The 13,338-nt window shown below is 70.3% G+C and carries 14 protein-coding genes; 2 read left to right on the forward strand and 12 right to left on the reverse strand.

The window, feature by feature from the left end; translation table 11 throughout:
• Positions 1 to 14: 14 nt before the first annotated feature.
• Both AXZ95_RS04010 and AXZ95_RS04015 read right to left on the reverse strand, forming a co-directional pair.
• Complete coding sequence (locus tag AXZ95_RS04010) at positions 15 to 707, reverse strand: ABC transporter ATP-binding protein (protein ID WP_018189724.1); 693 nt, start codon at positions 705 to 707, stop codon at positions 15 to 17.
• Positions 704 to 1,771, reverse strand: coding sequence for an ABC transporter permease (locus tag AXZ95_RS04015; protein WP_018189725.1), 1,068 nt, complete (start codon positions 1,769 to 1,771; stop codon positions 704 to 706). The genes AXZ95_RS04010 and AXZ95_RS04015 overlap by 4 nt, the downstream gene beginning before the upstream one ends.
• A gap of 166 nt (positions 1,772 to 1,937) precedes the next feature.
• Here AXZ95_RS04015 and AXZ95_RS04020 point away from each other — a divergent pair, with 166 nt between their 5' ends.
• On the forward strand, positions 1,938 to 3,125 hold the full coding sequence (locus tag AXZ95_RS04020; protein ID WP_018189726.1) for a sensor histidine kinase: 1,188 nt from the start codon (positions 1,938 to 1,940) through the stop codon (positions 3,123 to 3,125).
• On the forward strand, positions 3,122 to 3,748 hold the full coding sequence (locus AXZ95_RS04025; protein ID WP_018189727.1) for a response regulator transcription factor: 627 nt from the start codon (positions 3,122 to 3,124) through the stop codon (positions 3,746 to 3,748). The genes AXZ95_RS04020 and AXZ95_RS04025 overlap by 4 nt, the downstream gene beginning before the upstream one ends.
• Positions 3,749 to 3,771: 23 nt before the next feature.
• Here AXZ95_RS04025 and AXZ95_RS04030 read toward each other — a convergent pair whose 3' ends face one another.
• The 10 genes from AXZ95_RS04030 to AXZ95_RS04075 all read right to left on the reverse strand — a co-directional run bounded on the left by AXZ95_RS04030 (position 3,772) and on the right by AXZ95_RS04075 (position 13,235).
• A complete protein-coding gene (locus tag AXZ95_RS04030; protein ID WP_018189728.1) occupies positions 3,772 to 4,368 on the reverse strand; it encodes a dihydrofolate reductase family protein in 597 nt (198 codons plus the stop codon).
• A gap of 69 nt (positions 4,369 to 4,437) precedes the next feature.
• Positions 4,438 to 4,938, reverse strand: a complete 501-nt coding sequence (locus AXZ95_RS04035) for a flavin reductase family protein (protein ID WP_231374334.1) — start codon at positions 4,936 to 4,938, stop codon at positions 4,438 to 4,440.
• Positions 4,935 to 5,438: an NAD(P)H-dependent oxidoreductase gene (locus AXZ95_RS04040; RefSeq protein WP_018189730.1), complete on the reverse strand. Its 504-nt coding sequence runs from the start codon at positions 5,436 to 5,438 to the stop codon at positions 4,935 to 4,937. Before AXZ95_RS04040 ends, AXZ95_RS04035 begins: the two co-directional genes overlap by 4 nt.
• Positions 5,438 to 7,210 carry an MDR family MFS transporter gene (locus tag AXZ95_RS04045; protein ID WP_018189731.1) on the reverse strand — a complete coding sequence of 591 codons (1,773 nt, stop codon included), beginning with the start codon at positions 7,208 to 7,210 and terminating at the stop codon, positions 5,438 to 5,440. Before AXZ95_RS04045 ends, AXZ95_RS04040 begins: the two co-directional genes overlap by 1 nt.
• Before the next feature lie 13 nt (positions 7,211 to 7,223).
• Positions 7,224 to 8,549, reverse strand: coding sequence for an NtaA/DmoA family FMN-dependent monooxygenase (locus AXZ95_RS04050; RefSeq protein ID WP_231374417.1), 1,326 nt, complete (start codon positions 8,547 to 8,549; stop codon positions 7,224 to 7,226).
• Between the two features lie 5 nt (positions 8,550 to 8,554).
• Positions 8,555 to 9,214, reverse strand: coding sequence for an isochorismatase family cysteine hydrolase (locus AXZ95_RS04055; RefSeq protein ID WP_018189733.1), 660 nt, complete (start codon positions 9,212 to 9,214; stop codon positions 8,555 to 8,557).
• Complete coding sequence (locus AXZ95_RS04060; protein ID WP_018189734.1) at positions 9,211 to 10,275, reverse strand: LLM class flavin-dependent oxidoreductase; 1,065 nt, start codon at positions 10,273 to 10,275, stop codon at positions 9,211 to 9,213. The genes AXZ95_RS04055 and AXZ95_RS04060 overlap by 4 nt, the downstream gene beginning before the upstream one ends.
• A 31-nt stretch (positions 10,276 to 10,306) precedes the next feature.
• On the reverse strand, positions 10,307 to 11,419 hold the full coding sequence (locus AXZ95_RS04065) for an ABC transporter substrate-binding protein (protein WP_018189735.1): 1,113 nt from the start codon (positions 11,417 to 11,419) through the stop codon (positions 10,307 to 10,309).
• A gap of 113 nt (positions 11,420 to 11,532) precedes the next feature.
• On the reverse strand, positions 11,533 to 12,393 hold the full coding sequence (locus tag AXZ95_RS04070; protein ID WP_018189736.1) for an ABC transporter permease: 861 nt from the start codon (positions 12,391 to 12,393) through the stop codon (positions 11,533 to 11,535).
• A gap of 11 nt (positions 12,394 to 12,404) precedes the next feature.
• Positions 12,405 to 13,235, reverse strand: coding sequence for an ABC transporter ATP-binding protein (locus tag AXZ95_RS04075; protein WP_018189737.1), 831 nt, complete (start codon positions 13,233 to 13,235; stop codon positions 12,405 to 12,407).
• Positions 13,236 to 13,338: the final 103 nt, after the last annotated feature.

Consider the following 13,338-nt stretch of genomic DNA (forward strand, 5'->3'; position numbering starts at 1 on the left):
CTGCCGGAGAGCGGTCAGGGAGCACCGATCGGTTCGGCGATCCGGCCGTCGACCAGGCGCAGGACCGCGTGCATCCGTGGGAGGTGCACCAGGTCGTGGGTGACGAGCAGCGTGGAGGTGTCGAGTTGGTCGGTGAGCCGCAGGATCAGATCCATGATGGCGGCGCCGCGCTCCTGATCGAGCGCGCTGGTGGGCTCATCGACCAGCAGGACGCTGGGGTCGTTCATGAGGGCGCGTGCGATGTTCACGCGCTGGCGTTGGCCTCCGGAGAGCTCGTGGGGGCGCCGGCCGGCCTGGTCCGCCAGGCCGACCGCGTCGAGCAGCTCGCCCGCACGGGCGGACGTCTTCGCGCGGGCGCGCCGGCCGGCCCGGCCGCCGAGCTCGTTCATCACGCAGAGTTGCTCCCGGGCGGTCAGCGAGGGGATGAGGTTGCTCTGCTGGAAGACGATCCCGATCGACGTGCGGCGAAGCTCGGCCGCCGCGGTGCGATCGAGGCGGGTCGCATCCACGTCGTCGATGAGCACCTCGCCCGAGTCCGGGCGGATGAGGGTGGCGGCGACCGCGAGGAGGCTGGACTTACCCGAGCCGGACGGTCCGGTGATTCCGGTGACCGTCCCCGGTCGGCCGGTGAGGGAGACGTGGTCGACGGCCGTGACACGGCCGTCGCCGTCGGGGAAGGTGAGTGTGATGTCGGTCAGGCGGATCATCGGTTGCTCCCGAGGGCGGTGAGGGGGTCGGCGGAGGTGACGGAGCGGAGGGCGAACGCGGCCCCCGCGAGTCCGAGCGCGATCATGATCGCGCCGGGCAGGAGCGTGGTGAGGGGGCTGAGGAGGAACGGAAGGGCGGTCCCGGCCAGCGCCCCGAGCAGGGCGACCAGGCCGAGGCCGACCCCGATCCCGGCGACGAGAACGATGAGGGCCTGGCCGAGCGCATCCCGGACGAGGGATGCCGTCGTCGCGCCGAGCGCTTTGAGCACGGCGATGTCGCCCTTCCGCTGCATCGTCCAGACCGTGAAGAACGCGCCGATGACGAGTCCCGAGATCCCGAACAGCAGGGCGACCATGAGCAGCAGGGAGCCGATCTCCGACCGGAACGCGCTGAGCGCGGTCAGCGACTCCAGCGGCGTCTTCGACACGGTTCGATTCGCCGCGTCGGCAGCCGCCCAGGCGGGGGAACCCGCGACGGCCAGCACGGTGGCGTAGGCGCCGGGGTCGCCGGTGGCCGAGGCGTACGCCTGCCAGTCGTGGAGGGTCATCGTCACGACCGGGGTGTGGCTGTACCAGGCGTCGCCGCCGACGCTCTCGACCCGGTAGGAGTTCCCGGCGATCGAGACGTCGTCACCGACGGCGGCGCCGAGGGCCTTCGCGGCGGGAAGCGACAGACCGAGCTGGCCGTCGCGCGTCGGAGTGGCCCGACCGGCTCCCGGCTCCATCCCGAACAGGGCGATCGCCGCCACCGTGTCTCCTGCCGTGCCGCGCGTCTGGCTGATCCCGACCGGATCGACCGCGGTGACGCCGTCCGTCGCGCGCCAGTCCGCGGCCTGCTTCTCGGTCACAGCGGAGTCCGAGTAGCTCACGCCGCTGTCGCCGGAGGGGAGGGAGAACACGATGCGGTCGCCCGGCAGCCCGAGTACGGCGGAGATGTTCTGTGTGGCCAGACCGCCGGTGAGGCCGCTGAGGAATCCGACCAGCACCGTGATCAGGCCGACCACCGACCCGATGAGGAGGAACCGGCCCCGGGCGAACCGGAGGTCGCGGAGGGCGACGAACATGGTGACGTTCCTTATCTGTCGCCGGAGGCGGCGACACATCCAGCCTCCCGGGCAGCGCCGGCTGCGTCATCGGCGGGGAGGAGGGACGCGGGCGACGAGAGGATGGACGCCGGTTTCGTCCTTTCGGACGATGACCGCCCGAGCGCCCCCGCGTAGTCTTCAGCCCATGGCGCACACCGCATTGACCCCGGTCTTCGTGGGCCTGCGCACCGGTCTGCACGTGCTCTTCCTCGCCCTCACCGCGCTCGTCGTGGGGCGCGCGCTCCTCGTGCCGACCGCCGCGAGCGGTGCGGTGATCGCCCTGTGCCTCGTACTGGCCGCGACCTACCTGGCGGGCGCTCTGCTCGCGCGACGGGGACGCGGAGCCTCGAAGGCGCCGACGATCGCCTGGCTCGCCCTCCTGACTCTCGAGTGGATGGCGCTGCTCTGGCTGATCCCGGAGGCCGCGTACCTCGTCTTCCCGCTCTTCTTCCTCTACCTTCACCTGCTCGGCCGGAGGTGGGGCCCTGTCGCCATCCTCGTGACGACCGTGGTGGCGATCTGCGCGCTCGGCGTCCACGGCGGTTGGACCGTCGGGGGCGTGGTCGGTCCTCTCGTCGGTGCGGGTGTCGCCCTGTTGATCGGGCTCGGATACCAGGCCCTCGCGCGGGAGGCCGCGGAGCGGGAGGCGCTGATGGCGGAGCTGCTGCGCACGCGGGACCAGCTGGCGGCGACCGAGCACGAGTCCGGCGTGCTCGCCGAGCGCGCGCGACTGGCCCGGGAGATCCACGACACGCTCGCCCAGGGGCTGTCGAGCATCCAGCTCCTCCTCTATGCCGCCGAACGCTCCGATCCCGATCGCCCGGGAATCGCGCACATCCGGCTGGCGCGCGAGACCGCCGCGACGAACCTGGCGGACGCGCGGCGGTTCATCCAGGAGCTCACTCCGCCTGTGCTCGACGACCAGGGGCTGGGCGGTGCGCTGCGCCGCCTGGCCGACACCCAGTGGTCGACACAGGGGTTGGAGGTGCGCGTGCGGGTGTCCGAGACGACCGCGCTCCCCATGCATCTGCAGACTGCCCTGCTGCGGATCGCGCAAGGAGCGATCGCCAACGTCATCCAGCATGCGCACGCGTCGACCGCCACCATCGCGCTCGAAGTCGAGGGCGACGAACTGCTGTTCCGCGTGGAGGATGACGGGGACGGCTTCGACCCTTCCGTCATCCCGTCCGACCAGGCCGGGCGGTCGGACTCGTTCGGCCTGCGGGCGACGCGGGAGCGCGTCCATCAGCTGGGGGGCACGCTCGAGCTGCGTTCGGCTCCGGGCCGCGGGACCACGCTCCTGGTGCGGCTCTCACCGGTGGTGACGTCGTGATCCGGCTGGTCGTCGCCGACGATCACCCGATCGTCCGCGCCGGGCTCGTCGCCCTGTTCTCGCTCGAGGACGACTTCGAGATCGTCGCGGAGGCCGGCACACCGGATGCGGCGGTCGCGGCGGCCGAGCGGGAGAACCCGGATGTGGTGCTGATGGACCTGCAGTTCGGCGCGAACGCGAGCACCACCGGCGCCGATGCCACCCGGCGGATCCGCGCGCTCGACGCGCCGCCGTATGTGCTCATCCTGACCAACTACGACTCCGATTCCGACATCCTCGGCGCGGTGGAGGCGGGAGCGAGCGGCTACCTCCTCAAGGACGCCCCGCCGCACGAGCTCACGGCAGCCGTGCGGGCGGCGGCGGCCGGCGAGAGCGCGCTCGCACCGGTCATCGCGACCCGCCTGCTGAACCGGCTCCGCGCCCCGCGCGTGAGCCTGAGCACGCGCGAGATCGACGTGCTGCAGCTGGTCGCGGCTGGGCGCTCGAACAGCGAGGTCGCCGCATCCCTCTTCATCAGCGAGACGACCGTCAAGTCGCACCTGGCGCACATCTTCACCAAGCTCGGCGTCGCCTCCCGGACCGCCGCGGTGTCCGCGGCACGGGAGCGCGGCATCCTGCGGTAGGGGCGCCACCTCGCCGCTGCCGGTCAGGCGTACTCGGGCCGGCCGCCGACGCGGTACGTGAGGGCGACGATGCCAGTGGGGAACACGCGCGTGTCGGTGAGGTCGAGGGCGAAGTCGAGTCCCCGCTCGGGCAACCAACGCTCGCCCTCGCCGACGATCACCGGGAACTGGACGAGGTTCAGTTCGTCGACCAGCTCGTTCTCCAGCAGCCATCGTGCGAGCGCCGCGCTTCCCACCACCAGGAGTTCGCCATCCGCGTGGGCCTTCAGCTCGCGGACCCGGGCCGCGACATCCCCGGAGATGACGGTCGTCCCCTGCCAGGTCGGCGCGGTCAGGGTGCGCGAGACCACGTACTTCGGCCGGGAGCTGATCGCCTCACCGAAACCGCCGTCGTCGCTGCGGGCGCCCCAGTAGGTCTCGAACAGCCCGTAGGTCTTCCGCCCGAGCAGGAAGGCGTCGGGACGCCGCCAGGTGTCGAGGATGTACTGCACGGCCTCGCCGTCGTTCAGCGGAAGCGCCCAGCCGCCGCGGGTGAATCCGGGGTCCATCTCCTCGTTGTTTCCGCCGTTCGCCTGGGCGACGCCATCGAGGGTGACCTGGAGACTGATCGTGAGCTTCATGGTGTGATTTCCTCTCTCTCACCCCTGCAACGAACGACTCTCCTCCATTTCGACAGCGTCCACGTGCGATCACTCGAGCAATATCTTCACCTTGCGCTGATGCCAGACGATCGGCGCCGGGAGCTCGTCGCTCATCATCGCGAGCACGCGCAGCACGATGATGTCGTGATCGCCCGCGGGATAGCGGTGCTCGACGACGCACTCCAGCCAGGTGGGCGATCCTTCGAGGAACACCGCGCCGGACGGAAGCTCGGCTTTGCGGACACCGCGCAGCCGGTTCTGCTTGTCTCGCGAGGCGAGCTGACTGGTCTTGCCCGCGTGGTCTTCGCCGAGGATGGACACTCCGATCACCGGGGCGCTCGCCAGTTCCGGCCAGGTCGTCGAGCTCCGCTGCGCCGCGAAGGACACCATCGGCGGATCGTAGGAGACGCCGACCGAGAAGGAGGAGGCGATCATCACGACCGGCTCGCCGCCGATGGTCGCGGCCAGCGCAGCGACCCCGGACGGGAACCCGGCGAAGGCCGCTCTCATCTCCTCCGGGTCTGAGGTGAAGTCGTACGTCATCGTCATCGTGATCGGTCCTCCCGCAGAGAAGCATGGATCGCGGGGGCCCACGCGGTCACCCAGGTGTCGAGTGCCCCCTCCTCGGCATAGCGCGAGTCCAGTTGGTAGAGGCCCTGGGCGGGACAGACCGCGCCGAGCTCGACCAGCACGGGCTTGAGCGTCAGCTCGGGAGCGAGGGCGTGCGTCGGACCCCCGCCCAGCATCAGCGGGATGCCGACCTGACCGGCGAGGCCGGTGGCCGTCGCGAACTGGTCGAGGAAGAGCTTGAGCAGCCCCGAGTAGGTGCCCTTGAACGTGGGGGATGCGGCGATCACGAGGTCCGCATCCTGTACCCGGGCCACGGCTTCGGCGACGACCGGGTCGCCGAAGCCGAGGACACCGGCGCCCAGCTCGGACACCTCGATCGTCGTCGCGGTCGCCCCGAGGGCGGACGCGAGGCGCTCGGCGGCGTCGCGGGTGCGCGACTGCGGCTTGGGGTTGCCCACGATGACGGCGGCTGTGAACATCAGGAGACCTTCCTTTCGTGTGATTGCCGGGCGATGAGCAGCGAGCGGGCCTCCCGCTCGTCCTGCCGCATGGCCTCGACCAGTTCCTCGGGGCTCGCGAAGGCCCTCTGCGTGCGGATGAGCCGATCCGTCGTCACCTCGGCGCGGCGTCCGTAGAGGTCGCCCGCGAAGTCGAGCACGTGGACCTCGATCGTGTGTGCCCGGCCGGGAAAGGTGTCGTTCGTCCCGATCGAGATCAGCGCAGGCAGCGGCTCGCTCCATGTCTCGGCGCGGAACCCGCCGATGTAGACGCCGTCGGCCGGCAGGCCGGCCCGCTCCTCCAGGTCGAGGTTCGCGGTGGGGAAGCCCAGGCCGAGTCCCGCGCCCGCGCCCCCCACGACGGTGCCGATGAGGATGCCGCCGCGGTCCTGGTCGCTCGCGTCGCCGGCGTCCGTCGGGGTGACGCGGAGGAGGGAGGCGGCGACGATGCTCAGCACGCCCACGAGCGCGAGCACCGCCAGCGCGACGGCGTTGCCCGTCCACGCCAGCACGACCGCCGTCGCGGCGCTCCCGAGCACGGCGCCCAGCTGCTTCACGGAATTGAAAGCGCCGGAGGCCGCTCCGATCGACGACCGCTCGACCGAAGTGACCGTGGCGATGGAGAAGGGCGACCACAGGAACGAGTTCGCGATCCCGAACAGAGCGAACACCCCGGCGATCGCCCAGATCGGCGCCTCCGCCCAGACGAGCGCCGCCGTGCCGCCGATCGAGAGCACGAGCGCGACGCCGCCGATCACCGCGACCACCCGCAGCCCGACGGTGTTGTTCAGCCGGGCGGACACCGGAGCGGCAAGGAGGCAGACGACGCCCATCGGGACCAGGACGATCGAGGCCGTCACCACATCCAGCCCCCGATCCTCCTGCAGCGCCAGCATCAGCGGGATGGGCGCGGAGCCGACACAGAACGCGGCCGCCGCCGCGCCCCAGGAGGCGGTGACGAAGCCGTGGCTGCGGAACAGCGACACCGGCAGCAGCGCGCGGTCGAGGGACCGGCGTTGCAGCCACACCACGCTCGTGACGAGCGCAGCGCCCATCACCACCAGGAGCCACCGAGGGATATTGGCCACGGAGGAGGAGGCCGCGTCGGTTCCCTGGATGCCCATGACGAGCGCGGCGACCCCGAGGGCGTTGCCCGCCATCGCCCAGAGCGGGATGCGCGCGGGCAGGCGCTCGGACGCCGGCACCCACAGCAGCACGGCGACCGCCGTGATCACGCCGATGGGCAGGTTGACCGCGAAGATCGACGGCCAGCCCGCCGCACCGACGAGAAGGCCTCCCAGGATGGGACCGGCGACCGTGGCGGCTCCGCCGACAGCACCCCAGATCCCCAGTGCGATCGCGAGTCGCGGCGGAGCGAACAGCGTCCGGATGATCGTGAGGCACTGCGGCGTCATCAGCGCGGCTCCGACGCCCTGGGCGACGCGCCAGCCGATGAGCGAGCCGATGTCCTGCGAGACCGCGCACAGGACGGACCCGATCGTGAACGCGGCCAGCCCGATCAGGTAGACCCGACGTCGGCCGAACCGGTCGCCCAGCCTCCCGGCGATCAGCAGAGGGACCGCGTAGGCGACCAGGTACCCGCTGTTGATCCAGATCGCGAGGGTCGACGTCGTTCCGAGCCCGGCGATCAGGGCCGGCAGCGCGACCGAGGTGATGGTGCTGTCCAGCAGCAGCATGAAGAAGCCGAGACACAGGCTGCTCAGGGCGAGCCAGTCCCGCGTCGTACGCCGCACAGCGCCACCCACCTCAGACCGCCAGGTTCTCGCGCAGGGTCGAGCCGGGGTAGCGCGGCGCGAGGGCGCCGCGCCGGCGGAGCTCCGGGACGAGCAGCTCGCTCAGGTCGGCGAGCCCCGACGGCATCGACAGGGGGCTCGACAGCATGTACCCGCCGCGCGAGCCGGTCTGGGCGAAGTTCTCCTCCAGGGCGTCGGCGACCGTGGCGGCATCGCCGACGACGGTGTGGTCGAGTCCGCTGGCCGCCTCGAAGCCGTGCTCGAAGAACTCGGCCCTGCTGATGGTGTGGTCCTCGCCGAACTCCGCGACGAGCGCGCCGACGAAACCGGCCGGGCTCGCCTGGGCCGCGACGATCTCATCCCGGAGCTCGCCCAGCCGGAACGATGCGGGCAGCGTGGAGAAGTCGTACCCGGCGTTGTGCGACAGCATGGTGCCGACGGCCTCGTCCGTCCAGAAGTCGAGCACCGCATCCCGCCGCGCAGACGCCTCCGCTGCCGTGCGGCCCACGATCGCCTGCGTCGCCCACAGGATGCCCACGTGCTCCGCATCGCGCCCCTCGGCGGTGAGCGCCTCGTCGAGCAGGCGCCGGTGACGCTGCTGACCGGCGAGGCTTCCGCCGAAGCCGAAGACGAGATCCGCGAACGCCGCAGAACCCGCGATTCCGCGCGGAGAGTTGCCGGCCTGCACGATCACGGGGTGCACCTGCGGGCTCGGCACCGAGGCGAGCGGACCCTTGACGGTGAAGAACCGCCCGTCGTGGTCGATCGGGCGCACCTTCGACGGGTCGGCGAACCGGCCGGTCGCCGGATCGCGGACGATCGCGTCGGGGGCCACCGAGTCCCACAGCGCCCGGCAGACCTGGATGAACTCCTCCATCCGCTCGTAGCGCAGGTCGTGGTCGATCAGCTGCGCGTACCCGTAGTTCGCGGCGTCGGCCCCCCGACTGGAGGCGACGACGTTGAAGGCGATCCGGCCCCCGGTCACGTGGTCGAGTGAGTTGAGAAGGCGCGCGACGTAGAAGGGGTGCATGAAGGTGGAGGAGTAGGTGAGCCCGAACCCGATGCTCTCCGTGACCGTCGACATCGCGGCGATGATCGGCGACATGTCCTGGCGCGGCCACTGGATGCCCCACTCCACCGCCGGGTCGATGCTTCCCCGCCAGGTGCTCGGGATGCCGGAGCCATCGCCGAAGAACAGCATGTCCACGCCGGCGCGCTCGGCGGTGCGAGCCACCTCCAGGTACATGCGCACGTCGGGGAACTGCTGCCCGACCCACGACCCGGGCTGAGCCCAGCGGCCCTCGGTGTGCGTGAACGACAGATCGTAGGCGATGTGCATGCCGCTCACGCGGTCACCTGCTTCCAGAGGGACACGACCTCGTCGGTGTCCGAGAGCACGGCGACGTTGAGCTCCAGCTGAACGAGCGCCGCCTCGTTCACGGCGAGGTCGTATGCGGCGGTCGCGTCCCGGGGCACGACGACCGGCCAGTCGAGCTGCATGGCGTCCTGGGCGGTCGCGTCGACGCAGCACTCGCTGGTGAGGCCGACGATGGTGAGCCAGTCGTAGCCGGCGGTGCGCATCCGCTGGTCGAGGTCGGTCCCGAGGAAGCCGCTGTACCCACGCTTGACGACGCGGAGCTCGCCGTCTGCCGGCTGCATCCGGTACCACTCCGCGCCGGGCGTTCCGACGATGCACGGCTCCGACTCGCCCATCGGGGCGTCGTAGTCGCCCTCGCGCAGCCAGTTGCTCGAGCGCCAGGGACGGGACGGGTCGCTGCCCAGTTCCACCCAGACCACCGGCACGCCCAGCTCCCGGGCGGCGTCCACCAGGGCGCCGATGCGGGTCACGGTCGCGTCGAGTTCGGCGACGACCTCCTCGCTCAGACCGTAAGCGCCCAGCGCGGCCGGGTCGCCGAAGTCGCGCTGGACGTCGACGACGATGAGAGCGGGTGCGCTCCCGGGCCGGGTCAGCTGCGCGAACTGCGCCTCGCGGAGGGCGCTCACCGGTCGCCGCCCGCGTCGTGGGCGCGCAGCGCGGGGAGGACCGTCTCGCCGAACAGGACCATGTCCTGGTCGTACTCGGGGAAGATCAGCATGAGGCCGTCCAGATCCGCCTCGCCGACGATGTACTGGATGTGCTCGGTGACGGTCTCCGCGGACCCCGCCACGTACGCCGTCTGGAACGCCGCCTCGCCGACGGCTCCGGACGCCCACGCGCGAGCCTGGTCCTCCGGGACGCCCCACGACGCCCGCATGTTCGCCAGGGCCTCGCGGTCGACGCCGGCGCCCCACTCCTTCACCTTGGCCTCGGCGAGCGCGTCGGTCTCATCCTGGACGACGGTGAGCATGGAGTACGTCTTGCAGGTGCGGCCGTTCGCCTCGGCCCTGGCGTGGACGTCGGCGGAGAGCTCCTTCATCTCCTCCAGGCTGTCGCCGGCGAGGAAGGCCCCGTCGGCGAACCGCGCCTGGAAGGCGCGTGCGGCCTCCGACTTCCCGGCGCTGATGATGGTCGGCGTCGAGGACGGGTGCGGGCGCGACTCGCAGTCGACCAGGTCGAAGTACGGGGTGTGCATGGTGACGGAGTCCTCCGACCAGAGCCGGGTGACGGCCTCCGTCCAGAGCTCGGTCATCGCGTAGCGGTCGGCGTGGCTGAGGGTGGGGTCCCAGATGCCGAACTGCTCGAACTCGCCGGCGTAGGCGCCGTTGACGATGTTCATGCCCGCCCGGCCCCCGGACACGTCCTGCAGCGTGGCATACATCTTCGCGGCGATCGCCGGGTTGTGCACGTTGGCGTGCATGGTTGCCCAGATCTTGACCCGCTCGGTGGCCTCGGCGAGCGCCGACATCATGGTCATCGACTCCAGCGAACGGCCCCAGTGGTCCGTCGTGCCGCCGAAGCCGCGCCACTTCGCCATCGACATGATGAAGTCGAGACCGATCTCCTCGGCGTGCAGGGCGGCACGCTTGTTCCAGGCGTACGTGGCTTCGGGATGAGGGGCGGTGGTGGACAGCATCCAGCCGCCGTTCCCGATCGGGAGGAAGATCCCATAGTCTTTCGCGGGCATTGCTCGCCTTTCGCTGCGCTCGGTGGTGTGGTTACGGGGCGGGCCAGATCAGGGTGTCGCCCTTGTAGATGGCCTCGATGTAGGAGTTGTCGAACCACTTCGCCGCCTCGTCGCCGGTCACGCTGTCCGGGACGATCTCGAACTGGTGCAGCATGTCGACGAGCTTCGTCACGTTGGCCGGGTCCATCCCGCCGAGCGGCTGGCCCGGGGTCGGGTTGTCGGCCACCACCTGGGTCTCGGTCTTCCAGATCGTGGCGTTCAGCTTCTTGTCGTACGTGGCGCCGCCGGACAGGTCGGCCGCGAAGCCGACGCACTTCTCGGTGTTCGCGTCGCTGGCGCTGCAGTAGTCGTAGGCGTGCAGGGCGGCGCGGAGGACGTCCTGCACCGCGGTGGGGTGAGCCTTCGCGAAGGCCGGGTTGACCGCCATGGCGCCGAGCGAGCTGGGGATGCCGTACTTCACCGGCTGCCAGACCGTGACCTTGTCACCGGCCGCCTTGAGCTGGTTCGGCTCGTTGGAGATGAATCCGGTCAGCGCGGCGAGGCCGTCCTGCTTGCGCGGAAGCACCGACGGGTCGTAGCCCTCCTTGACCAGGGTGAGGGACTTCCAGTCGACGCCTGCCTTCACCATCATCGCCTCGACGGAGGCCGGGACGTAGCCCTTGTGGCCGACGACCTTTCCGTCGAGCTGGGTGAGGTCGGTAATGTCGGGGTTGGTCATCAGGATGTCGAGGCCGGCGTTCGAGTACGACGAGATGCCCTCGATGTCGATGCCGTTGGCGCGTGCCTGGATGAGGTCCTGCTGAGCGATCGCGGAGACCGTCGCCTGCCCGCTCGCGAGCAGCTTGGTGTTCTGGGCGGTGTCGCCGGTTCCCGGCTTCAGCTGCACGTTCAGGCAGAGTTCCGAGAAGTACCCGAGCTTGCTGGCGGCGACGTACTCCAGGATCGAGGCGGAGGACTGGAACTGGTAGCCGGACAGGTACGTGATCGGGCCGGCCGCCTTGTTCTCTTCGCAACGCTTGGCCGAGATGGCGGTGCCGGACGACGCGGAGTCCGCGGGGGAGCCGGAACTGCACGCGGCGACACCGAACGTCAGGACGACGGCGGTGAGGGACGCGAGACCGGCCTTGATGAGACGGTGCTGCATGGGTCACTCCTTCTTCGGATGGGGTGGTGCAGGGGTGCGCTGAGGCAGGGGTGGGCCTGGTCGCCGGTCGGCGACAGGTGGGGGGAACGCGAGGCGGGGCGGGCAGCCCTCGCTCAGTCGGTGGAGCTCTCGTGCCAGTGCAGGACGCGGCGCTCGATCAGGGTGATGAAGGCGAGCAGGAGGACGCCCATCACGGCGAGGACGAAGATCGCCGCATAGACCACAGCGAGCTGGTTCATCGACGACGCGACACTGATGGCCGTCCCCAGGCCGCCGGTCGACCCGGACGCGGAGAGTTCTGCGACGACGGCGCCGATGATCGAGAGCGGGAAGACGATGCGCAGGGCCGCGAAGATGTACGGAAGCGCGTTGGGGATGCGCAGGTGGATGAGCATCTCCAGCCGCGACGCGTCCATGGTCTTGTAGACCTGCATCACTTGCTGCGGCACCGAGCGGAGGCCGACGGCGGTGTTGATGAGGATGGGGAAGAAGCAGATCAGGGCAGTGATGATCAGCTTGGGCAGCGGGCCGAATCCGAAGGCCACGACGAGTGCGGGGGCGATCGCGACGAGCGGCGTGACGTTGAGCACGACCGCGATCGGCATGATGGCTCTCCGCGCCACCGGGAGCTCGCTGATGAGCACGGCGACGACGAAGGCGGCGCCGAAGCCGATCGCCAGGCCGGCCGTCGCCTCCCCGAGGGTGATCAGGGCGTTGCCGAGGTAGTAGCCGATGTTGCCGGCGAGCGAGTCCCCGATCGCCTGCAACGGCGGGAGGAGGTACGGCATGGATGCGGCGCCCCACTGCCAGAGCCCGGCGAGCAGGGCGAGCATGACGACCAGCGGCAGCCACACCGCGGGACGGATCCACGCCAGCCGGGACTTGGGATGCTTCAGGCTGAACCGCGACGGCTCGGCGGGGACGCCGTCCGGCAGCGGCGGCCGTACGGTTGCTCGTTCTGTTGCGACGCTCATCCGGTGGCCTCCTATGCTGCGTCCGTGGATCGCCAGGCGGAGTGCAGGCGGTCTCTGATCAGGTCTTCGTATTCGTGGAAGCGGCGCTCCTCGAACAGCTTCTGGTTGCGGGGCCGTGGCAGATCGATGTCGATCACGTCGACGATCCGCCCGGGACGCGGCGCCATCACGACGACCGTGTCGGACATCCGCACGGCCTCGGACACCGAGTGCGTCACGAACAGGACCGTCGTCTTCAGCTCGTCCCAGAGGTCGAGGAGCTGGTCCTGGAGGCTCTCGCGCGTGAACTCGTCGAGGGCCGAGAACGGCTCGTCCATGAGGAGCACATCCGGTTGGAGGCCGAAGGCCCGCACGATCGCCACACGCTGCTGCATCCCGCCGGAGAGCTGGGCGGGGAGCTTGTGCGCGGCGTCCGCCAGCCCGGCTCGATCGAGGAGTTCGAGCATGTCCGGGGCCTGCGTGCGGTCGCCGCGGTCGGCGAGGTCGCCGATGCGCTGCCGTCGCCGCGCCGCCCCTGGGTTGATCTTCTGCGGCAGCGTCACGTTCTTCAGCACGGACAGCCACGGCAGCAGCGCCGGGGTCTGCGGCACCAGCCCGATCAGCTTCGCCGCACCCGCCTCGCTGGGCGTCACATCGTGGACGCGCACCTCGCCGCGATCAGCGGATTCGAGACCCGCGACGATGCGCAGGAGCGTCGACTTGCCGCATCCACTCGGGCCGATCAGGCTGACGAACCGCCCCGGCTCGATGGCCAGATCGACCTCGTTCAACGCGATCATCGCCGAGGGTCCGTACCCGTAGATCTTGCCGACCGAGGTCAGCCGTACCGCTGGCGTCACCATCCACACCCTCCATGCCGTGTACGGACCCATAGGCCCGTTCCCAGATGGCGGAGAGCGTGCGTAGCGAGGTTGATGTCTGCCACGCGGAGTCCGCTTGTTGTTC

The sequence above is a fragment of the Leifsonia sp. 115AMFTsu3.1 genome (assembly GCF_004362795.1).
Lineage (GTDB): Bacteria > Actinomycetota > Actinomycetes > Actinomycetales > Microbacteriaceae > Leifsonia.